We start from the raw sequence: 20,295 nt of genomic DNA, 5'->3' as shown, positions 1-20,295 counted from the left end.
TCATCAATGGAGCCTGGGCGCCTACCCTGGGCTCAGGCGGGCGGACCTGCCCGTTGCGCGAGAACGAGAGCGAGGCACGGGATGGACCGCATGATGATGGATGCGATGGGCTCGACGTCGATGAGGGGCGCGGACGCGCGCATGGACATGGACCTGATGCAGGCGTGCATGGATGCGTGCGCCGCCTGCGAACAGGCCTGCACGGTGTGCGCGACGCAGATGATGGATTGCGCGCCCGCCTGCATGAACTGCGCCGATATGTGCAACACGATGCTCCGGGCCATGCTGCGGATGTCGGGGATGACCCCTGCGGTGATGGTGTCGATGCTCGACGCCTGCATCGCGATGTGTCAGCTCTGCATGGACGAGTGCATGCGCCACGCCGACATGAGCGAGGTCTGCCGCATGTGCGCGCAGTCGTGTCAGGCGTGCATGGACGCCTGCATGGCGATGCGGGAGTCGGTGCTCGCGCAGGCCTGAGTACCGGGCCCCGATCGGGTCAGAGCAGGGCGACGTTGAGGCGGACCCGCCCGAGGGCGAGGGCGTGATGACGCGCGTGCAGCGCGACCGGCGCGCCGGGCAGGAGATCCTCGGGAGGAGCGGCCGACCAGGCATCGACGCGCGATCCGTCGAGCGTGCGCAGCACCACGAGACCCTCCTCCGCCGATTCCACGATCGCGTCGGTCCACTCGCGGGGTGTGGCCGCGATGAGGCGCGCCTGGATAAGGTGCATCGCGTGCCCCGGAGCTACCGAGGTGCAGCGGAGTCCGCGTGCGCACATGCAGACCGCACGCCCCTTCACCTCGATGGGTGCGGGGAAGCGATGCGGACTCGACACGTCGGACTCCTGTGGGTAGTTTCGGATGTCGGCCAGACTAGGTCGCGGCGCGCCCGCGGTCGCGGTCGTCGACACAGGCCGAAACAATCGCCCCGCGGCACGGTCGTCGACGGGTGCGCCGAGCCGGTCGTCACGGCGCGAAGGCGTCGGATAGGCTGGCTCACCGAAGGAGGGCACGACGTGGACGACAATCGGCGACCAGACTCTGGTGAAATCCGACGCCTGCCGGGCGATGACGGCGCCGATCGCGGTTCGGACACGACGCAGACGTTCGGCCACGACGCCGATCTGTCCTTCGTCCCCTTCGGCAGCGCTCTGAACACCGCGGAGCTCGAGGCCATCGACGCGCTGCCGTCGGGTGCGGCGCTGCTGCTGGTTCGCTCGGGGCCGACGGCGGGTGCGCGGTACCTCCTCGACACCGATGTGACCACCGTGGGTCGCCACCCCGAGGCCGACATCTTCTTCGACGACGTCACCGTGTCGCGGCGTCACGCGGAGATCACCCGGCAGGGGACGGCGTTCGAGCTGGTGGACCAGCGCTCGCTGAACGGCACCTACGTCAACGGCGAGCGAGTGGACCGTGCGGTGCTCACGAACGGCTCGGAGCTGCGCGTCGGCAAGTTCCGCCTCAACTTCTTCGTCTCTCCCGCAGACCTGCCGCAGGCGGGCTGATGGCCCCGGCCTCCTCCGCCCGCCAGCGATCGTCGTCAGTGGGCCTTCTCAGCATCGGTCAGGTGCTCGCGAGGCTGTCGCCGGAGTTCCCGAGTCTGACCTCGAGCAAACTCCGGTTCCTCGAGGTTCAGGGGATCGTGACGCCCGTCCGCACCGAGTCGGGGTACCGCAAGTTCTCGCCCGCGGATCTGGATCGTCTGCGCCTCGCCCTGACGTTGCAACGCGACCACTACCTGCCGCTCAGCGTCATCCGCGACTACCTCGCCGACGTCGACGCCGGGAGAGACCCCGCTCCGCCGACGTCGGCGCCGCCGCCGTCGATCGTGCCCGCCCCTCGCCGGTATCGCCGCGACGAGCTGCTGGCGGCCGCCGGTGCGGCGCCTCAGTTGCTGAACGACGCGATCAGCACCGGGATCATCACCGCCGCCGAGAGCTACACCGACCAGTCCGTGACGCTGCTGCGGGCGCTGGTCGCCCTCGATCGTCACGGCATCGAGCCGCGCCACGTCCGCAGTGTCAAGCAGAGCGCGGAGCGCGACGCCTCGCTCATCGAGTCCTCCCTCGCGCCGCTGCTGCGACGCACCGATGCCGCCTCGCGAGGCCGTGCCGGAGAGGTCGCCCCCGAGCTCGCGCGCAAACTCGAAGAGGTGCGCGCGATCCTGCTGCGCACCGCCCTCGATCGCCTTCTCGGATGACGGCGACCAGCCTCGCCCGGCCGCGACACGCCGACGCGTTGAGGCGGATGTCATTGCCCGGGAGGCAGGGCTCATCTAGCGTGGAGTGCGCACCCCGTTCCGTGAGGAGGATCGCATGACCGCTCGTGAAGCGGCCGACGAACCCGGCTTCGTCGCCGACCTCCTGTTCACCGACGGGCTCCCGCAGATGGACGACGAAGTGGGTTATCGCGGCGCCGTCGCGGCCCGCGCCGCCGGCATCACCTATCGCCAGCTGGACTACTGGGCCCGCACGCAGCTCGTCGAGCCGACCGTGCGCGGCGCGAGCGGCTCGGGATCGCAGCGTCTGTACGGCTTCCGCGACATCCTGGTCCTGAAGCTCGTCAAGCGGCTGCTCGACACCGGCATCTCCCTGCAGCAGATCCGCACCGCCGTCGAGCAGCTCCGCGCCGCCGGCATCCGCGACCTCGCCGGCACGACACTCATGAGCGACGGGGCCTCGGTCTACCTCTGCACCTCGAACGACGAGGTCATCGACCTCGTCAGCCGCGGGCAGGGTGTCTTCGGGATCGCGGTGGGCAAGGTGCTGCGCGAGGTGGAGTCCACCCTCGTGGAGTTCGATCCGCAGGCACCGGATCCCGTCGACGAGCTCGCCGCCCGTCGTACCGCGCGCTCGGCCTGAGCCGACGATCACGGCTCGGACGCCCTGAGGCGAACCGGTCGCGCCGAGGCACCCTCGGGTCAGACGCGCGTTTCGCCCGGCGTGGGGATGCGCCCGGTGCGGATCACCCGGTCCAGCAGCGCGTCGAAGTCGGCCGCGAGCTCCTGCGCTGAGTCGCCCGGCCAGATGTGCAGGGGCTTCGCGGCGCCCTGCGCCTGCTGGAGTGAGGTCCGCTCGGGCAGCTGCGGGCTCAGGACGAGCGGGCCGAACATGTCACGGAGCTCCTTGATGCGGAACTGGTGCTCGATCGACTGCGGACGCACACGGTTGACGACGAGTCCCAGCGGCTGGAGGCGGGGGGACAGGCCGCGACGGATCTCTTCGATGGCGCGCAGCGCACGGTCGGCGGCGGCGACGGAGAACAGGCCCGGCTCGGTGACGACGATGACGCGGTCGCTCGCGGCCCATGCGGTGCGCGTCAGGGCGTTCAGGGAGGGCGCGCAGTCGATGAGAACGAGGTCGTAGTCGGCCTCGATCGTGGCCAGCGCCTCTTCGAGCTTCCACACGTCGCGCACGCTCGGGTGCGGTCCGTCGAAATTGATCGCCGAGGGGCTTCCGATCATCACGTCGATCGTCCCGGGGTGCACCTTCGCCCAGCCGGAGGAGGTGATCGCCTGCCGGACGACCTTCTCCTTCGGATTGGCCAGGACATCGGCGATGTTGAGGCGACCGGCGACCTGGATGTCCATCCCCGTCGACACGTCGGACTGCGGGTCCAGGTCGACGACCAACGTCCGGACTCCCCGCGCGAAAGCGGCCGAAGCGAGTCCGAGCGTCACGGTCGTCTTGCCGACCCCGCCCTTGAGCGAGCTGACGGAGAGTACGTGCACGAGGCACTACGTTACCGTCCCCTAGGCTGAGAGCACACACAGCCCAGACCACACGGCCCAACCGCGAGGTGTGCATGTTCGAGAAGATCCTGGTCGCCAATCGCGGTGAAATCGCGATCCGCGCCTTCCGCGCCGCCTACGAGCTGGGAGCCCGCACCGTCGCGGTCTTCCCCTTCGAAGACCGCGGTTCGCTGCACCGGCAGAAGGCCGACGAGTCCTATGTCATCGGTGAGCCGGGTCACCCGGTGCGCGCCTATCTCGACGTCGACGAGATCATCCGGGTCGCGCTGGAATCCGGTGCCGACGCGATCTATCCGGGCTACGGATTCCTCTCCGAGAACCCCGAGCTGGCCTCCCGCGCCGCCGAGAACGGCATCACCTTCATCGGGCCTCCCGCCCGGGCTCTCGCGATGGCCGGGAACAAGGTGACCGCCAAGGAGCATGCCGTGGCAGCCGGGGTGCCGGTGCTGCGCTCGACCGAGGCCTCCGACGACGTCGAGGAACTGGTGTCGCAGGCTGCCGACATCGGGTTCCCCATCTTCGTCAAGGCCGTCGCCGGCGGCGGAGGCCGCGGAATGCGCCGCGTGGAGAGCGCGGCCGAACTGCCCCCCGCGATCGCCGAGGCGATGCGCGAGGCCGGTGCCGCCTTCGGCGACCCGCGCGTCTTCCTCGAGCAGGCGGTCGTCCGGCCGCGGCATATCGAGGTGCAGATCCTCGCGGATGCCACGGGGCACACCGTCCACCTCTTCGAGCGCGACTGCTCGGTGCAGCGCCGCCATCAGAAGGTCATCGAGATCGCCCCCGCACCGAACCTCGACGACGATCTGCGTCAGCGCATCCACCGCGACGCGGTGGCCTTCACCGAGTCGATCGGCTACGTCAACGCCGGCACCGTCGAGTTCCTGGTCGACACGGCGGGGGAGCGGGCGGGCCAGCATGTCTTCATCGAGATGAACCCCCGCATCCAGGTCGAGCACACCGTCACCGAGGAGGTGACGGACGTCGACCTCGTCCAGTCCCAGATGCGGATCGCCGCGGGGGAGAGCCTGGACGACCTGGGTCTTTCGCAGGATCGCATCGTGCTGCGCGGCGCCGCCCTGCAGTGCCGCATCACCACCGAGGACCCCTCCCAGGGGTTCCGTCCCGACACCGGCAGGATCACCACCTACCGTTCGCCCGGCGGCGCCGGCATCCGACTGGACGGCGGGACGACGGCAGCGGGCTCGCAGATCAGCCCCCACTTCGACTCGATGCTGGCCAAGCTCACCTGTCGAGGGCGTGACTACCCCGCCGCCGTCGCGCGCGCCCGGCGTGCCCTGGCGGAATTCCGCATCCGCGGTGTCGCCACCAACATCCCGTTCCTGCGCGCCGTGCTCGACGACCCCGCGTTCGTGGCAGGGGATCTGAGCACCGCGTTCATCGAAGAGCGTCCTCGCCTGCTCACCAGCCACCCGTCGCGAGACCGCGCGACCAAGCTGCTGAACTGGCTGGCCGATGTCACGGTGAACCGGCCCTACGGCGAGAAGCCGGTGTCGGTGTCGCCGGGGAGCAAGCTCCCCGACATCGACCTGCTCGCCCCGGCGCCCCCGGGCAACCTCCAGCGTCTGCGCGAGCTGGGTCCCGCGGGTTTCGCCCGTGCCCTCCGGGAGCAGACGCCGTTGGCGGTGACCGAGACGACCTACCGCGATGCGCATCAGTCACTTCTGGCGACCCGGGTGCGCACGCGGGACCTCGTCCGCTGCGCGCCGCACGTGGCGAGGATGACTCCCGAGCTGCTGTCGATCGAGGCCTGGGGTGGGGCGACCTACGACGTGGCGCTGCGGTTCCTCGCCGAGGATCCGTGGGAGCGTCTCGCGGCGGTGCGCGGCGCCGTCCCCAACATCCCGATCCAGATGCTGCTGCGCGGCCGCAACACCGTCGGCTACACGCCGAGACCGGTCGAGGTCACCGACGCCTTCGTCCGCGAGGCCGCCTCGACGGGCGTGGACATCTTCCGCATCTTCGACGCCCTCAACGACGTCGACCAGATGGTCCCCGCCATCCGCTCGGTCCTCGACACCGGGACCGCCGTCGCCGAGGTCGCGGTCTGCTACACCGGCGACCTCCTCGACCCCGCAGAGCAGCTGTACACGCTGGACTACTACCTGCGCCTCGCCGATCAGATCGTCGCCTCGGGCGCGCACATCCTCGCGATCAAGGACATGGCCGGGCTCCTGCGCCCCGCCGCGGCCGCACGCCTCGTGACGGCCCTTCGCGAGCGGTTCGACCTCCCGGTGCACCTGCATACCCACGACACCGCCGGGGGACAGCTGGCGACGCTGCTGGCCGCGAGCGCGGCCGGGGTCGACGCCGTCGACGCGGCCGCCGCGCCTCTGGCCGGCACGACCAGTCAGCCCTCGCTGTCGGCCCTGGTCGCGGCGCTGGCGCACACCGAGCGCGACACCGGCATCGACCTCCAGGCCGTGAGCGACCTCGAGCCCTACTGGGAGGGGGTGCGGCACCTCTACCGCCCCTTCGAGTCGGGCCTGGCCGGCCCCACCGGCCGCGTGTACCACCACGAGATCCCCGGTGGTCAGCTCTCGAACCTGCGTCAGCAGGCCATCGCACTGGGCCTCGCCGACGACTTCGAGCTCATCGAGGACATGTACGCCGCCGCGGACCGCATCCTCGGACGCATCCCCAAGGTGACACCGTCCTCGAAGGTCGTGGGCGATCTCGCCCTCGCGCTCGTGGCGGCCAAGGCCGACCCCGCCGACTTCGCCGAGAACCCCCAGAACTACGACATCCCCGACTCGGTCGTCGGTTTCATGGCCGGTGAGCTGGGCGACCTCCCCGGCGGCTGGCCCGAACCCTTCCGCACGAAGGTGCTCGCCGGCCGGAACGTGTCGATCGAGATCCCGCCCCTGACGCCGGAGGAGACGGCGGGGCTGGCCGGCGACGCCGCGTCGCGGCGGCGGACCCTCAACCGGCTCCTCTTCCCCGGGCCGGCGCGCGAATTCGAGAAGGCCCGCGAGACCTTCGGAGATCTGTCGACCCTGGGGACCCCCGACTACCTCTACGGACTCACCCCGGGCGAAGAGCACGTCGCCGAGATCGATCCCGGCGTCCAGCTCTACGTGGGCCTGGAGGCCATCGGCGAGGCGGACGCCAAGGGCATGCGCACCGTCATGACCACGCTGAACGGACAGCTCCGCCCCGTGTACGTGCGCGATCGCAGCATCAGCGTCGAGACCCGCCAGGCCGAGCGCGCCGACACGTCGCGGCCGGGCCAGGTGGCCGCGCCCTTCGCCGGGGTGGTCACGGTCAAGACCGAGGTCGATGCCACCGTGACGGCGGGGCAGCCGATCGCGTCGATCGAGGCGATGAAGATGGAGGCGGCCATCACCGCCCCCGTCGACGGCGTCGTCGAGCGCATCGCGATCGCCCCGACCGCACAGGTCGAGGCGGGCGACCTTTTGGTCGTCATCCGCCCCGCGCACTAGCCTGGAACGGCGCCTCACCGTGAGTGCGCAGTGATGTGCCTGTTCCAGGAGACCCCCAGTGACGCCCGACGCCTTCGATGAAACGCCCGAGGACGACGATGAGAACGGCGTCCTCCCCGACACCGTGAGCATCGACACGACTGCTCTCGGAGTCCTGGGCGGTCAGACCGCCCAGGTCAGCGTCATCCTCCCCTCCCCGACCGACGAAGACGCCCTCGACGACGAGGACGTCGTGGACGACGAGGTGCCGCAGCCTCGCGACGAGATCCCGGCCCTCGAGATCGGCGAGCCGGATGGAGCAGAGGCGGCCTCGCCGGTCGGCGAGCCGGTCGCGATCGAGCCGCCGGCCGAGACCGCCGAGGCCGAGATCGTCGAGGAGGACGGACACCCGGCGCAGGACGCCGTCGACGTGCCCGCCGATTCCCCGCACCCGGATCACGTGGATGCCGACGTCGTCGAGGACGCCCCCGAAGACACTCCGGCCGCGGCCACGGTCACCGGCGTCTCCGCGGTCGCCGCGGCGACCGCTGCGGTCGGTTCCGACACGGCGCCGCCGACCACCCGCACCGGTTCGGTCCCCGCGACACGGTGGCAGCTGCAGCATCCCGATCAGCCCGAGCGCCCGTCTCGCGCTCACTCGGCTGAACGGGTGACGACGCGCAACGACCTGGAGCTGACCTCCAAGCGTCTCGGCGAGTTCGAGGGAACCCGCGAGACCTCCGATCTGCTGACTCCCGACCGCCTCCTCGATCAGCGTCACCTCGTCCGTCCCGAACCCGAGGGCGTGTGGCGCCACCTGGTGTACTCGCTGACCGGACGGCGGGTGAATCTGGGCGACAGCAAGCGCGCACGGGCGCGGAAGGAACTCGACCGTCGCATCGGCGTGCCCCTCACCGGCGGCGCGCGCTTCGTGCCGGTCCTCTCGCGGAAGGGAGGAGTCGGCAAGACGACCATCACGACACTGCTCGGCATGGCTCTCGCCGACGCCCGCGACGATCGTGTCATCGCCGTCGACGCCAACCCCGATCGAGGGACGCTGGCCGAGCGCATCGCCCGCGCGAACGGCAAGACGGTCCGCGACCTCGCGCGCGCCCGCGCCGAAGTGACCGGCTACAACGACATCTCGCAGATCGTCGCGCGCGACGAGACGCGACTGGACGTGCTCGCCTCCGACGCAGACCCCCGGGTCTCGGAGGCGTTCAGCGACCGCGACTACCACGACGTGGCCACTCTCGCGGCGCACTACTACTCGATCGTTCTGACCGACACCGGCACCGGCATCGTGCACTCGGTCATGGGGGCCACGCTCGAGCTCGCCGATCAGATCGTCGTGGTGGCGGGCCTCAGCGTCGACGAGGCGCGTCTGGCGTCCGAGACCCTGACGTGGCTCGAGACCAACGGGTACGCCGAGCACGTGAAGAACGCCGTCGTCGTGCTGAACAACTCCCGCCCGGGGCCCCCGGTGGTGCGGCCCGACGAGCTCGAGACGCACTTCCGCAGCCGGGTGCGCCAGGTGATCCGCATGCCGTTCGATCCGCAGATCGCGGCGGGGAGCGCCATCACGTTCCGCGACCTGCAGCCCGCCACGCGTCTCGCCGCGCGCGAGCTGGCGGCGACCGTCGTCGAGGGGCTGCGCTCCCTCGCCCCGGCCGCGTGAGCGCGGTCCGATGACGGTTCGACCCATCCGCCTGTTCGGCGACCCTGTCCTCCGCGCGCCCAGCGCGCCCATCACCGAGATCGACGATGGAATCCGTGCGCTGGTGCAGGACCTGATCGACACTGTCGAGCTCCCCGGGCGCGCCGGCGTCGCCGCCCCGCAGATCGGCGTGCCGCTGCGGGCGTTCAGCTGGAACATCGACGGCGACATCGGATACATCTTGAACCCCGTCCTCGAAGAGGTCTCGGGCGAGCCCGTCCCGACGGGGGAGGGATGCCTGTCGGTGCCGGGCCTGTGGCACGACGCGATGCGTCATCCCTACGCCCGGGTCCGTGGCATCGACCTCGACGGCGCCGAACGCGTCATCGAGGGCGAGGGCCTTCTCGCCCAGGCGCTCCAGCATGAGACCGACCACCTCGACGGCATGCTCTACCTGTCGCGGCTCCGCCCCGACGACCGGAAGATCGCGATGCGCGAGGTCCGCGAGTCCGACTGGTTCTGACACGAGCCGGATCAATGCCGCGCAGCGTCGTTGATCCGGCTCGTGTCAGATCGGCACTCGGACGTCAGGGGATCGAGACGTTCGTGGTGTTCACGGGTGCGGAGTAGATCTCGTCGATCTCGCCACGGAAGTCGGACACGATCGTGTGACGCTTGATGCTCATCTTCGGCGTGAGGTGGCCGCTGGCCTCCGTCCACTCCGACGGCAGGATCGTGAACTTCCGGATGGATTCCGCACGCGAAACGGTGGCGTTGGCGGTGTCGACGGCCCGCTGCACTTCGGCGCGGACCTTGTCGTTCTTCGCCGCGTCGGCCAGCGACATGTCGCCCGGAAGGCCGTTGTTGGCCAACCACGTCGGCAGCATCTCGGGGTCGAGCGTGATCAGCGCCGAGATGAACGGCTTTTGATCGCCGACGACGACCACCTGCCCGACGATGGGGTTGGCTCGGATCGGGTCTTCGAGTGCGGCGGGCGCGACGTTCTTGCCGCCGGCGGTGACGATGATCTCCTTCTTGCGGCCGGTGATCTTGAGGAACCCCTCGGTGTCGAACGTGCCGATGTCGCCGGTCTTGAACCAGTCGCCGTCGAACGCGGCGGCCGTGGCCTCGGGGTTGCGCCAGTACTCCTTGAAGACGTTGATGCCGCGCACCTCGATCTCGCCGTCGTCGGCGAGCCGGACGCTGACCCCCGGCAGTGCCGGACCGACAGTGCCGATCTTCGACTTCGTCGCGAGGTTCACCGTGGCGGGCGCCGTGGTCTCGGTGAGACCGTAGCCCTCGAGGATGACCACGCCCAGGCTGTGGAAGAAGTGCCCGAGACGCTCGCCCAGCGGCGCGGAGCCCGATACCGCGTAGGTGACGCGTCCGCCCATCGCAGCCCGCAGCTTGCTGTAGACCAGGCGGTCGAACAGGCGGAACTTCAGCCGGAGGCCGAGCGGGATCTTCTTCCCGTCCTGCAGCAGAGCGGAGTGCTCGATCGCCGCGTGGGCCGCGGCGCGGAAGATCTTCCCCTTGCCCCCGGCCTCCGCCTTCTGCTCGGCCGAGTTGTAGACCTTCTCGAACACCCGCGGCACCGCCAGGAGGAACGTCGGCTGGAACGATCCGAGTGCGGGCAGCAGCTGCTTGGTGTCGGGCTGATGCCCGGTCTTGACGCCCGCGTGGACGTTGAGGATGGAGATGAAGCGCGCGAAGACGTGTGCGGTCGTGATGAACAGCAGAGTGGATGCCCCGGGCGTCTGCACGACTTCGTTCAGAGCGACCGCGGAGTTGCGGGCGAGCTCGACAAAGTTGCTGTGGGTGAGGACGCATCCCTTGGGGCGCCCCGTCGACCCCGAGGTGTAGATGAGGGTGGCGATGTCGGCGCCGACGGCGAGGTTGCGGCGACGCTCGACCTCTTCGTCGGACACGTCCCTGCCCTGGGCGACGAGGGTGTCGAGGTCGCCGGAGTGCATCTGCCACACCGAACGCACCAGCGGGAGCTCGGCCTTGACCTCGGCGACGCGGCCGGCGTGCTCGGCGGATTCGGCGATGACGCCGACGGCCCCGGAGTCGGCGAGGATCCAGGAGATCTGCGCGGCGGAGCTCGTCTCGTAGATCGGCACCATCACCGCTCCGGCGAAGAAGATAGCGAAGTCGACGAGGGTCCAGTCGTAGGTCGTCCGGGCGATGAACGCGATCTTGTCGCCCGGCTCGACGCCGGCGGCGATCAGGCCCTTGGCCAGCGCGATGACCTGCGCGTGGAACTGGGCGCCGGTGATGTCCCGCCACCCGTCCTTCTCGGGGACGGCGAAGAGCGGGCGTTCGGGGGTCGCCTTCACACGCTCCACGAGCAAATCGCTGATGTTGGCGTCGGGGTCGGCGGGGACCACGGCCGGAACATCGAATTGGATCACGGCAACTCCTTCGGTACCGATTCGGTCGGGTGTCCTCAGATTCTAGTCGAGGCATATCGGGCCGTGTGGCGAGCGGGCCCGCGACTAGACTCGATCCGCCTCCTCGGGCGAGGCCCGGACGGAAGGGATGCGCGTGCTCACAGTCGGGATCGACATCGGCGGGACGAAGATCGCCGGAGGTGTCGTCGACCAGGACGGTCGCATCCTCGACAAAGGACGCGTGGACACCCCCGCCGACACCGACGCTCTCGCGGCCGCCGTCATCGAGATGGCCCGGTCCTACATCGATCGGCACGGCGCCGTCGCCGTGGGGGTCGCCGCCGCAGGCTTCATCGACAAGGCGCAGGCCACCGTCATCCATGCTCCTAACATCGCGTGGCGCAACGAACCCCTCAAAGCCGTCCTCGAGGCGGGGATCGGGCGCCCCGTGACCATCGAGAACGACGCCAACGCCGCCGGGTGGGCGGAGTTCCGGTTCGGTGCGGGCGCCGAGGTCGACGACATGGTGATGCTGACGATGGGCACAGGCGTCGGAGGCGCCGTCATCATCGGCGGTCGGATGTTCCACGGCGGTCACGGGATCGCCGGCGAGCTCGGACACATCCGCTTCACCCGCAACGGCCTGCCGTGCGGGTGCGGACAGAACGGATGCCTCGAGCAGTACGCCTCGGGGCGCGCCCTGCAACGCGAGGCAGGGGCGCTCGCCGACGCGGGCGGCATCGGCGAGGCTCTCGCCCAGGCCCGCGCCGCGCACGGCGGCACGCTGACCGGTCACGCCATCTCCGACCTGATCCTGGCCGGCGACCCCGGCGCCCTCGAGGCACTGCGGCGGGTGGCGACGGCGCTGGGCGAAGCCTGCGGAGGGTTCCAGGCGGTCCTCGATCCGGAGCTCTTCGTCATCGGCGGGGGAGTGGCCCAGCTCGGCGACATCCTGCTCGAACCGGTGCGCCTGGCCTACGAGACCTCGCTCCCCGGGTACGGGGAGCGTCCGGTGGCCGATTTCGCCATCGCCCGACTCGGCAACGACGCCGGCCTCATCGGCGTCGCCGACCTCGCCGGCCGGGAGGCGTGAACGTCGATGTTCTACTGGCTGATGAAGTACGTCGTCATCGGACCCATCCTCAAGGCGATCTTCCGACCCTGGGTCGTCGGTCGTCGGAACGTCCCCGCCGAGGGTGCGGCGATCCTCGCGAGCAACCACCTGTCCTTCGCGGACTCGATCTTCCTGCCGCTGATGATCGACCGGCCGATGTCGTTCCTGGCCAAGAGCGACTACTTCACCGGCCGGGGCCTCAAGGGCTGGGCGACCCGCGTCTTCTTCAAGGCCACGGGCCAGATCCCGATCGACAGGTCCGGGGGGAAGGCCTCCGAGGCATCGCTGAACACGGGCCTGCAGGTCCTGGGCCGCGGTGACCTCCTCGGGATCTATCCCGAAGGCACGCGCAGCCCCGACGGCAAGCTGTACCGCGGCCGCACGGGCCTCGCCCGCATGGCGCTGGAGGCGCGGGTCCCGGTCGTGCCGGTGGTCATGGTCGACACCGACACGATGATGCCGATCGGCACGCGCGTCCCGCGCGTCGCACGGGTCGGCGTCGTCATCGGCGAACCGTTGGACTTCTCCCGCTTCGCGGGCATGGAGGGCGATCGCTACATCCTGCGCTCGATCACCGACGAGATCATGGTCGCCCTCCAGCGACTGGGGGAGCAGGAGTACGAGGATGTCTACGCCTCCACCGTCAAGGACCGCTTGAAGCCCCGGGGCCGAGCGGCGTAACAACCCCGTGGCCGCGCACCGGAGCGAGGGGCGGCGTCGCTAGACTGATCGGATGCTCGCTCCCCTCGACGGTCTCGATCACTGGCGTTCCCTGCCCATCAAGCAGCAGCCCCAGTGGTACGACGTCGACGCCGCGGCGGCGGCCTCCGCGGAGCTGGCCACCCTTCCGCCCCTCGTCTTCGCCGGTGAGGTCGACATGCTGCGTGAGCGTCTCGGCCGCGCAGCCGCCGGGCAGGCCTTCCTGCTGCAGGGGGGAGACTGCGCCGAGACCTTCGCGGGTGCCACGGCGGAGCAGATCCGCAACCGCATCAAGACCGTGCTGCAGATGGCTGTCGTCCTCACGTACGGCGCGTCGATGCCGGTGGTGAAGATGGGGCGCATGGCGGGGCAGTTCGCCAAGCCGCGCTCGAGCGACACCGAGACCCGCGGCGAGGTGACGCTGCCGGCCTACCGCGGCGACATCGTCAACGGGTTCGACTTCACCGAGGAGTCGCGCAAGGCCGACCCGGCGCGCCTGCTGAAGGGGTACCACACGGCCGCGTCGACCATCAACCTCATCCGAGCCTTCACCCAGGGCGGGTTCGCCGATCTGCGCGAGGTTCACAGCTGGAACCAGGGATTCGCGAAGAACCCGGCCAACCAGCAGTACGAGCGCCTCGCGGGGGAGATCGACCGCGCCATCAAGTTCATGGAGGCGGCGGGGGCCGACTTCGACGAGCTCAAGCGCGTGGAGTTCTACACCGGTCACGAGGGTCTGCTCATGGACTACGAGCGCCCGATGACGCGGATCGATTCGCGCACCGGAACGCCCTACAACACCTCCGCCCACTTCGTGTGGGTGGGGGAGCGCACGCGCGACCTCGACGGCGCGCACATCGACTACTTCTCCCGCATCCGCAATCCCATCGGCGTCAAGCTCGGCCCGTCCACGACCCCCGAGACGGCCCTCGCCCTCATCGACAAGCTCGACCCCGATCGCGAGCCCGGCCGGCTGACCTTCATCACGCGCATGGGCGCCGGCAAGATCCGGGACGCACTGCCGCCCCTGCTCGAGGCCGTGCGCGACTCCGGGGCGATGCCGCTGTGGGTCACCGATCCGATGCACGGCAATGGCATCACCACCCCCACCGGATACAAGACGCGGCGGTTCGACGACGTCGTCGACGAGGTCCGCGGCTTCTTCGAGGCGCACCGCGCGGTGGGGACATTCCCCGGCGGCATCCACGTCGAGCTCACCGGCGACGATGTCACCGAGTGCCTCGGCGGGTCGGAGATGATCGACGAGGCGACCCTCGCGACGCGCTACGAATCGCTGTGCGACCCGCGTCTGAACCACATGCAGAGCCTGGAGCTGGCGTTCCTCGTGGCCGAGGAGCTCGAGAAGCGCTGAGACCGGGGTCGGTGTCAGCCGGTGACGGTGAGTTGGATGTAGATCCGCGTGCCGCGGACGACGAACTCCCCGGCGCCGGGGTCCATGCTGACCACCTCGGTCAGGGAGTCGGGGATGGCGGCGAAGAAGACCGCGTAGTCCACCTGGAAGCCGGCGTCCTCGAGGGTCGCGATCGCTCCGTCGCGGGTCTGTCCGACCACGTCGGGGATCTCGAACAGCGGGGGACCGGTCGAGACGATCAGGGTCACCGTGTCACCGGGCTGCCACCAGCCGCCGTCCTCGCGATCGGCGATGCCGATCACCTCGCCGGCGGCGTAGGACTCGCTCGACTGCTCGATGACCTGATCGGCCACCGCGAGCTGGACGCCGCCGAGCTCGGAGCGGGCGGAGTCGACGGACTCGCCCGCGACATTCGGCACCGGGCCGCGTGAGACGAGCAGCGTCGCCTCGTCGGCCTGGCGGGCCGTGCAGCCCTCGCCGCAGTCGATGTCGTCCCCGCCGGCGCGGGGATGGATCCGCATGCCGACCACGGTTCCGGCGGGCGCATCGGTGAAGAATTCCGCGTCCGCTCGCGTGGTGATGACGTTCTGCGCCAGCTGATCGCGCACCTGCTCGGCGGGGAGGTCGACCACCCGGCCGAGTGCGACCTCGGCAGGCCCCAGCGAGACGATGACCGTGACCAGTGCATCCTTGTCGAGGCGCGACCCGGCCGGGGGATCGGTCTCGATCACCAGGCCCGTCTCCACGTCGATGCTGTTCTCACCGCGCTCCTCGGCACGCAGGGACTGCTCGCCGAGGGTGGTCTGGGCTTCGGCGAAGGTGACGCCGCGGACATCAGGCACCGCCACGAGGGATCCGGGGCCGGACCCGAACCACCAGCCGACGCCGGCGGCCAGGGCGGCCAGAATTACGACCAGAGCGAGCAGCCAGCCTCCGCGAACGGCACGGCGGCGGGTGACCTGACGCAGCCGCGCGGCGTTGTCGGTGTCGCCGACGATGGCGGCGGGGCCGGTCGCCGCGGCGGGCAGCACCTGGGTCAGCTCTCCGGAGGGCAGCCCGTCATCGTCGGGGACGCCGCGTCCGGCCGTGCGGGTGACCTGCGGCGCGACGCCGAGCTGCCGTTCGATCTCCCGCAGCCGATCGAGCATCTCGCGGGCGTCGACCGGACGCTCGTCGGGATTCTTCTCCGTCGACCACAGGACGAGCTCGTCGAGCTGCTCGGGCACGCCGGGGTTCTTCGCGCTCGGGCGCGGCACCGAATCGGTCGCGTGCTGAAAGGCGATCTGCATCGGCTGCTCGCCCTTGTAGGGCTGCTCTCCCACCAGCATCTCGTAGAGCATGATGCCGAGGGCGTAGATGTCGGAGCGGGCGTCGGCGACGCCTCGGGTGACGAGCTCGGGGGCGAGGTAGGCGATCGTGCCGAGAAGCTGTGCCCCGCTGGCGGTGTTGGCCGTCGCTGCGCGCGCCAGTCCGAAGTCGCCGATCTTGATGCGGCCGTCCTCGGCGAGGAGCACGTTCTCGGGCTTGACGTCGCGGTGGATGATGCCGGCGCGGTGGGCTGCGGCCAGGCCTGACAGCACCGCGTCCATGATCGTGATCGTCTGGGGGATCGTCAGGCGACGCTGCTCGCGCATCAGCTCGCGCAGCGTGATCCCCGGCAGGTACTCCATGACGAGGTACGCCATGTCGCCGTCCTGGCCCTGGTCGAAGACGTTGACCACGTGCGGGTCGGCGAGCCTCGCGGCGGCGCGGGCCTCCTGGATGAAGCGGCTCTGGAAGACGGAGTCGTCGCTGAGGTGGCCGTGCATCACCTTCAGGGCGATGCGGCGTTCCAACCGCAGGTCTGTGGCCACGTACACGGTCGCCATGCCGCCGCGCGCGATGCGCGCGCGGACCCGGTATCGGCCGTCGACGAGACGTCCGATCAGCGGGTCGGCCTGCTGACTCGTGCTCACGATCAGAGTCTACGGACGGCGAGGTGGGAGCCAGCGGAGCGGCTCACCCCGGCGTTCAGACCGGATCACCCGTAGGTGGCGAGCCACGCGTAGGCGGGCGCCTCCCACTTCGCATAGCGATCAGGGAACGCCGAGATCTGCACGGCCTGCGCGGCGCCGGCGAAAGACATCGACTCCCACCCCGCGACGTCGAGCAGCCCGCGGGTGCGCGAGCCGTTCGGATCCGAGGGGCCGCCGAAGAACGCCTTGGTCGCCCGAACCGGGTCCCGGACCTCGTCCGCGCTACCCCACCCGGTGCTCGGCCGCTGCTGGAACAGCCCCAGCGAGTCGCGGTCGCCCCAGTCGAGATTGCGGAGCCACGACTCGACCATCGAGGTGCCGAGGGCGATCGCGATGCCCCGGTCGGAGACGCCGAGTTCGCGGCCCACCGCGATGATGGTCCGGACGTTGCCGATCTGCTCGTCGTCGAGGGTCACCGTCTCCGCCGCCGGGACGGGAGCGGGGGCAGGTGCCGCAGCGGGCGCGGCCGCGGGTGCCGCAGTGCCCGCCACCGGGATGGCGATCGCCTGCCCGGGGTAGATGATCGAGGAGGACTGCAGCCCGTTGGCGTCCAGGACCGACCGGGTCGACACCCCGTGTCGGCGAGCGATCGCGCTGATCGTGTCGCCGGCCACGACCGTGTACCCCGTCGTGGAAGTGCTCGCCGGCGCACTGGGAGCCGCCGGTGCGCTGGGGGCGGTGGATGCGGCGGCGGCACCCGTCAGGCGGATCACCTGGCCGGGGTGGATGAGACTGCTCCACCCGAGCCCGTTGAGGGCCAGGACGTCGGTGGTGCGCAGACCATGGCGGGAGGCGATCGCGCTGACCGTGTCGCCGGGCTGGACGACCACGGTGTCGGGCGCGGCGGCGTGCGCGGACACGGCTTCGGATACGGCGGAGAGCAACCGGGCGGCATCGCCGGACGCCGTCCGCTCGGCACGGTCTCGGATCAGGGGTGCGGCCTCCGGTGCGGCGACGGCGGGTGCCGGCAGCATCGCCACCGCGAGGGCGCCGAGAGCGGTCGCGGGAAGGCCGAGGCGGACCGTGGTACGCCGGACGGGGTGTGAGCGAGACATGGCGGTCCTCTCTGCGGGGCTTCTCCCCGAGACACCGTGTCACGTGTGTACATCAGTGTCAACGAAAGTGACGGATGTGACAGATGAGGATGTCCTCATGTCGGTCAGGGTGAGATAGTTGCTCCGTGGCGGAGAACGACGCACCTGCAGCAACCGACTGGCTCACCCTTCCCGAACTCGTCGAGCAGCTCGACCTCCCGCTCGGGCGGGTCCGTCGCCTCCTCGACGACCGCGCCCTCGTCGGCTCCCGTCGGCACGGCGCCCTCGCGGTGCCGGCCGTGTTCATCGTCGACGGCAAGCCGCTGGCATCCCTGCGCGGCACGGTCATCGTGCTCGGCGACGCCGGCTTCAGCGACGACGAGGCGATCGACTGGTTGCTGAGCCCCGAGGAGTCCATCGGCGTCGCACCCATCGAGGCGCTTCGCGCCGGCCGGAAGAGCGAGGTGCGGCGGGTCGCGCAGACCCTCGCCTGAGTGTGCGCTCGATCAGGCGACGCGAACGGTCGCCGCCCGGGCCAGTTCGCGCAGGTCGTTGACGGCGCCGTGCCCGAGATCGGCCCCCGACAGTGCGCGGGCGGCTTCCCGCGAGTACTCCTCGATCAGCGTTTCGACGCGAGCCAGCGCTCCGCTGTCGATGATCGTGCGCTGGAGCGAGCCGATCTGCTCGTCGTCCAGGTCGGGGTCGCCGATCAGCTCGTCGACGATCCGCCGCGCCGACGCACCGATGGCCTCGCGGGCGTAGGCGATCAGGACGGTCCGTTTGCCCTCGCGCAGGTCGTCACCGGCGGGCTTGCCGGTCTCGGCGGAATCCCCGAAGACCCCGAGCACGTCGTCGCGGAGCTGGAAGGCCATGCCCAGGGGGTGGCCGAACGCGGCGAGGGCGGCGCGCTGATCATCGGCACCACCGGCGAGGGCGGCGCCGATGACGAGGGGCTGCTGGATGCTGTAGCGCGCGGATTTGAACGACGCCACCCGCAGCGCCCGATCGGCGTGCTCCTCGTCCGGCGCGACCCGGAAGGCAGACTCCTCGGCGATGTCGAGGAACTGGCCGACCGTGACCTCGCGACGCATGCGCGCGTACTCCTCGCGCGCGGTCGCGGCCGCGGCATCCTCCGCGCGGTCCAACTCGGCGAGGGATTCCTCGAAGAGGTCGTCGCTCCAGGCGACCAGCAGATCGCCGAGCAGGATGGCGCCCGACCGGCCGAAGGCGGCGGCGTCGCCGCGCCATCCCAGAGAGCGATGCCTCGTCTCGAGCGCGCGATGGGCGGAGGGGCGGCCGCGGCGGGTGTCGGAGTTGTCGATGACGTCGTCGTGGACGAGAGCCGCGGCGTGGAAGACCTCGAGCGCCGCCGCCGCTCCGATCACCGGCGAGGGCGGCTCGCTCGCACGTGACTGCGCCTCGTTGACCGCGCGCCATCCCGCGATGAGGAAACGGCCCCGCAAGCGCTTGCCGCCGGTCAGCGCATCGTCCGCGGCGTCGATGATGATCGCCGCCTCGTCGCCGAGCTCCTTCGCCTGGGCACGCTGACGTGCAAGGAAGTTGTTCAGTCGCTGAGAAACAGCCTCTACGGCGCCCGCGGAAGATGACACGGCCCTAGCCTAGTAATCAGCGGGACGCGTAGAATCGTCCAACCGGATCCAGAGGGGGACCCATGCCACTCTCCGAACAGGAGCAGCGTCTGCTCGATGAGATGGAACGCCATCTCATGCGAAACGACGCCGACGTGGTCAGCGCGCGCGAAGGGCGCGCCCTCAGCTATCGCAACATCGTCTACGGCACGATCCTCGTGCTGCTGGGCCTCGGTGGCCTCATCGCCGGTGTCGCGCTGAAGCTCATCGTCGTCGGAGTGATTGCGTTCGTGGTGATGCTGGGTGGCGTCATCCTCGCCGTGACCCCCGCTCGGGGTGCACCGAAGACCGCACCGCGCCCCGTGAAGACCGCCTCCGGGCGCCCCGCCGCCGGTGGATCGTTCATGGATCGCATGAACGATCGCTGGGACCGCCGACAGGGCGAACGATGATCACCGGCTGACCGCCGGCATCCGCTTTCAGAGCACCGACCTTCGGGTCGGTGCTCTTTTTCGTGCCCGGCGCCCTCCGCGTCCTCCCCTCCACTTCCCTCCCCGCCACCTCTCCTCCCCGCGGACAGCGCACGATCGCTCCGGTGGGCGGAGGGGTGAACATGCGCCCATCAACCGCAGAAAATCGCGGGTTGTCGAGGCCTAGGGGTATCAAAGTGGAGGAAAGTGGAGTAAAGTGGCGAGCATCTTCGAGGGCCGGACGAAGAAGGGGGTGGTGCGCCGATGCTGCTGGGCACGCACACTCCCAAGCTCGACGACAAGGGCCGGGTGATCCTGCCGGCGAAGTTCCGGGATGACCTCGGCGCCGGCATCGTCATCACCCGCGGTCAGGAGCGGTGCCTCTACGTTTTCAGCGAGAGCGAGTTCGAGCGGGTGCACGACCGCATCCGCGAGGCGCCGCTGAGCAACAAGCAGGCGCGGGACTTCCTGCGGATGTTCCTGTCGGGAGCGAGTGCGGAGAAGCCGGACGGTCAGAACCGCATCACCATCCCGCCTCCGTTGCGCGCCTATGCCGGACTCGAGAAGGACCTCGTCGTCACCGGTGTCGGTGCGCACGCCGAGATCTGGGACGCCGAGGCGTGGAACGCGTACGCCCTGGCGAATGAGGACAGCTACTCCGAGATGGAGCAGGAGGTGATCCCCGGCCTCTTCTGATGCCCCCGGCTGTGACTCCCAGCCGCTGCCGCCCTGTCGCACTTCCCCGGCGCCAGGTCG

Annotated in this window: 19 protein-coding genes; 13 read left to right on the top strand and 6 right to left on the bottom strand. The window is 70.1% G+C overall.

Going from position 1 to position 20,295, the window contains the following annotated elements:
* The first annotated feature begins 81 nt into the window (after window positions 1–81).
* Window positions 82–480: a hypothetical protein gene (locus tag T9R20_RS10895; protein WP_322409334.1), complete on the top strand. Its 399-nt coding sequence runs from the start codon at window positions 82–84 to the stop codon at window positions 478–480.
* Between the two features lie 19 nt (window positions 481–499).
* On the opposite strand, the gene T9R20_RS10890 is transcribed toward T9R20_RS10895, so the two are convergent.
* A complete protein-coding gene (locus T9R20_RS10890) occupies window positions 500–838 on the bottom strand; it encodes a hypothetical protein (protein ID WP_322409333.1) in 339 nt (112 codons plus the stop codon).
* A gap of 180 nt (window positions 839–1,018) precedes the next feature.
* Between T9R20_RS10890 and T9R20_RS10885 the strand changes: the two genes are divergently transcribed.
* The 3 genes from T9R20_RS10885 (at window position 1,019) to T9R20_RS10875 (ending at window position 2,866) form a co-directional block, all read left to right on the top strand.
* Window positions 1,019–1,510 carry an FHA domain-containing protein gene (locus T9R20_RS10885; RefSeq protein WP_322409332.1) on the top strand — a complete coding sequence of 164 codons (492 nt, stop codon included), beginning with the start codon at window positions 1,019–1,021 and terminating at the stop codon, window positions 1,508–1,510.
* Entirely contained in the window at window positions 1,510–2,205 is a 696-nt protein-coding gene (locus T9R20_RS10880) for a MerR family transcriptional regulator (protein ID WP_322409331.1), read from the top strand. The genes T9R20_RS10885 and T9R20_RS10880 overlap by 1 nt, the downstream gene beginning before the upstream one ends.
* Window positions 2,206–2,320: 115 nt before the next feature.
* Window positions 2,321–2,866 carry a MerR family transcriptional regulator gene (locus tag T9R20_RS10875; protein WP_248242922.1) on the top strand — a complete coding sequence of 182 codons (546 nt, stop codon included), beginning with the start codon at window positions 2,321–2,323 and terminating at the stop codon, window positions 2,864–2,866.
* Window positions 2,867–2,925: 59 nt separating this feature from the next.
* On the opposite strand, the gene T9R20_RS10870 is transcribed toward T9R20_RS10875, so the two are convergent.
* The gene (locus tag T9R20_RS10870) at window positions 2,926–3,735 is read right to left on the bottom strand and encodes a ParA family protein (protein ID WP_124292997.1); all 810 of its coding nucleotides are present in this window, start codon (window positions 3,733–3,735) and stop codon (window positions 2,926–2,928) included.
* A 74-nt stretch (window positions 3,736–3,809) separates the two neighbouring features.
* Between T9R20_RS10870 and T9R20_RS10865 the strand changes: the two genes are divergently transcribed.
* The 3 genes from T9R20_RS10865 to T9R20_RS10855 are packed head-to-tail and all read left to right on the top strand — an operon-like array spanning window position 3,810 to window position 9,376.
* Window positions 3,810–7,217, top strand: coding sequence for a pyruvate carboxylase (locus T9R20_RS10865; RefSeq protein ID WP_322409330.1), 3,408 nt, complete (start codon window positions 3,810–3,812; stop codon window positions 7,215–7,217).
* Window positions 7,218–7,275: 58 nt separating this feature from the next.
* Window positions 7,276–8,874 carry a MinD/ParA family protein gene (locus T9R20_RS10860; RefSeq protein ID WP_322409329.1) on the top strand — a complete coding sequence of 533 codons (1,599 nt, stop codon included), beginning with the start codon at window positions 7,276–7,278 and terminating at the stop codon, window positions 8,872–8,874.
* A gap of 10 nt (window positions 8,875–8,884) precedes the next feature.
* Complete coding sequence (locus T9R20_RS10855) at window positions 8,885–9,376, top strand: peptide deformylase (RefSeq protein ID WP_322409328.1); 492 nt, start codon at window positions 8,885–8,887, stop codon at window positions 9,374–9,376.
* Window positions 9,377–9,440: 64 nt separating this feature from the next.
* Here T9R20_RS10855 and T9R20_RS10850 read toward each other — a convergent pair whose 3' ends face one another.
* Window positions 9,441–11,267 (bottom strand): long-chain fatty acid--CoA ligase, encoded by a 1,827-nt coding sequence (locus T9R20_RS10850; RefSeq protein ID WP_322409327.1) that lies wholly within the window; start codon window positions 11,265–11,267, stop codon window positions 9,441–9,443.
* Window positions 11,268–11,400: 133 nt separating this feature from the next.
* Between T9R20_RS10850 and T9R20_RS10845 the strand changes: the two genes are divergently transcribed.
* Genes T9R20_RS10845 through T9R20_RS10835 form a run of 3 tightly spaced genes read left to right on the top strand, consistent with a single transcriptional unit; the run spans window position 11,401 to window position 14,431 of the window.
* Window positions 11,401–12,339: an ROK family glucokinase gene (locus T9R20_RS10845; RefSeq protein WP_322409326.1), complete on the top strand. Its 939-nt coding sequence runs from the start codon at window positions 11,401–11,403 to the stop codon at window positions 12,337–12,339.
* A 6-nt stretch (window positions 12,340–12,345) separates the two neighbouring features.
* Window positions 12,346–13,041 (top strand): lysophospholipid acyltransferase family protein, encoded by a 696-nt coding sequence (locus tag T9R20_RS10840; protein ID WP_322409325.1) that lies wholly within the window; start codon window positions 12,346–12,348, stop codon window positions 13,039–13,041.
* Window positions 13,042–13,093: 52 nt separating this feature from the next.
* Window positions 13,094–14,431: a class II 3-deoxy-7-phosphoheptulonate synthase gene (locus T9R20_RS10835; protein ID WP_322409324.1), complete on the top strand. Its 1,338-nt coding sequence runs from the start codon at window positions 13,094–13,096 to the stop codon at window positions 14,429–14,431.
* A gap of 14 nt (window positions 14,432–14,445) precedes the next feature.
* On the opposite strand, the gene pknB is transcribed toward T9R20_RS10835, so the two are convergent.
* Window positions 14,446–16,386 (bottom strand): Stk1 family PASTA domain-containing Ser/Thr kinase, encoded by a 1,941-nt coding sequence (pknB, locus tag T9R20_RS10830; RefSeq protein WP_322409323.1) that lies wholly within the window; start codon window positions 16,384–16,386, stop codon window positions 14,446–14,448.
* Between the two features lie 65 nt (window positions 16,387–16,451).
* A complete protein-coding gene (locus T9R20_RS10825) occupies window positions 16,452–17,501 on the bottom strand; it encodes a LysM domain-containing protein (RefSeq protein ID WP_322409322.1) in 1,050 nt (349 codons plus the stop codon).
* Between the two features lie 125 nt (window positions 17,502–17,626).
* Here T9R20_RS10825 and T9R20_RS10820 point away from each other — a divergent pair, with 125 nt between their 5' ends.
* The gene (locus T9R20_RS10820) at window positions 17,627–17,974 is read left to right on the top strand and encodes an Rv2175c family DNA-binding protein (protein WP_322409321.1); all 348 of its coding nucleotides are present in this window, start codon (window positions 17,627–17,629) and stop codon (window positions 17,972–17,974) included.
* A 12-nt stretch (window positions 17,975–17,986) separates the two neighbouring features.
* Here T9R20_RS10820 and T9R20_RS10815 read toward each other — a convergent pair whose 3' ends face one another.
* The gene (locus T9R20_RS10815; protein ID WP_322409320.1) at window positions 17,987–19,090 is read right to left on the bottom strand and encodes a polyprenyl synthetase family protein; all 1,104 of its coding nucleotides are present in this window, start codon (window positions 19,088–19,090) and stop codon (window positions 17,987–17,989) included.
* Window positions 19,091–19,152: 62 nt separating this feature from the next.
* Here T9R20_RS10815 and T9R20_RS10810 point away from each other — a divergent pair, with 62 nt between their 5' ends.
* Window positions 19,153–19,521 (top strand): DUF3040 domain-containing protein, encoded by a 369-nt coding sequence (locus T9R20_RS10810; protein WP_322409319.1) that lies wholly within the window; start codon window positions 19,153–19,155, stop codon window positions 19,519–19,521.
* A gap of 282 nt (window positions 19,522–19,803) precedes the next feature.
* A complete protein-coding gene (gene mraZ / locus T9R20_RS10805; RefSeq protein ID WP_322409318.1) occupies window positions 19,804–20,235 on the top strand; it encodes a division/cell wall cluster transcriptional repressor MraZ in 432 nt (143 codons plus the stop codon).
* The last annotated feature ends 60 nt before the right edge of the window (window positions 20,236–20,295 follow it).

Origin of the sequence: Microbacterium invictum (genome assembly GCF_034421375.1) — a bacterium.
GTDB classification, from domain to species: domain Bacteria; phylum Actinomycetota; class Actinomycetes; order Actinomycetales; family Microbacteriaceae; genus Microbacterium; species Microbacterium invictum_A.
This window is presented reverse-complemented; position numbering and strand designations above follow the sequence as displayed.

Bases quoted from the DNA above. Each gene is read 5' to 3' on its own strand.
- T9R20_RS10840 (WP_322409325.1), top strand. From the start codon at position 12,346: ATGTTCTACTGGCTGATGAAGTACGTCGTCATCGGACCCATCCTCAAG.
- T9R20_RS10865 (WP_322409330.1), top strand. From the start codon at position 3,810: ATGTTCGAGAAGATCCTGGTCGCCAATCGCGGTGAAATCGCGATCCGC.
- T9R20_RS10875 (WP_248242922.1), top strand. From the start codon at position 2,321: ATGACCGCTCGTGAAGCGGCCGACGAACCCGGCTTCGTCGCCGACCTC.
- T9R20_RS10810 (WP_322409319.1), top strand. From the start codon at position 19,153: ATGCCACTCTCCGAACAGGAGCAGCGTCTGCTCGATGAGATGGAACGC.
- T9R20_RS10895 (WP_322409334.1), top strand. From the start codon at position 82: ATGGACCGCATGATGATGGATGCGATGGGCTCGACGTCGATGAGGGGC.
- T9R20_RS10825 (WP_322409322.1), bottom strand. From the start codon at position 17,501: ATGTCTCGCTCACACCCCGTCCGGCGTACCACGGTCCGCCTCGGCCTT.
- T9R20_RS10855 (WP_322409328.1), top strand. From the start codon at position 8,885: ATGACGGTTCGACCCATCCGCCTGTTCGGCGACCCTGTCCTCCGCGCG.
- T9R20_RS10880 (WP_322409331.1), top strand. From the start codon at position 1,510: ATGGCCCCGGCCTCCTCCGCCCGCCAGCGATCGTCGTCAGTGGGCCTT.
- T9R20_RS10835 (WP_322409324.1), top strand. From the start codon at position 13,094: ATGCTCGCTCCCCTCGACGGTCTCGATCACTGGCGTTCCCTGCCCATC.
- mraZ (WP_322409318.1), top strand. From the start codon at position 19,804: ATGCTGCTGGGCACGCACACTCCCAAGCTCGACGACAAGGGCCGGGTG.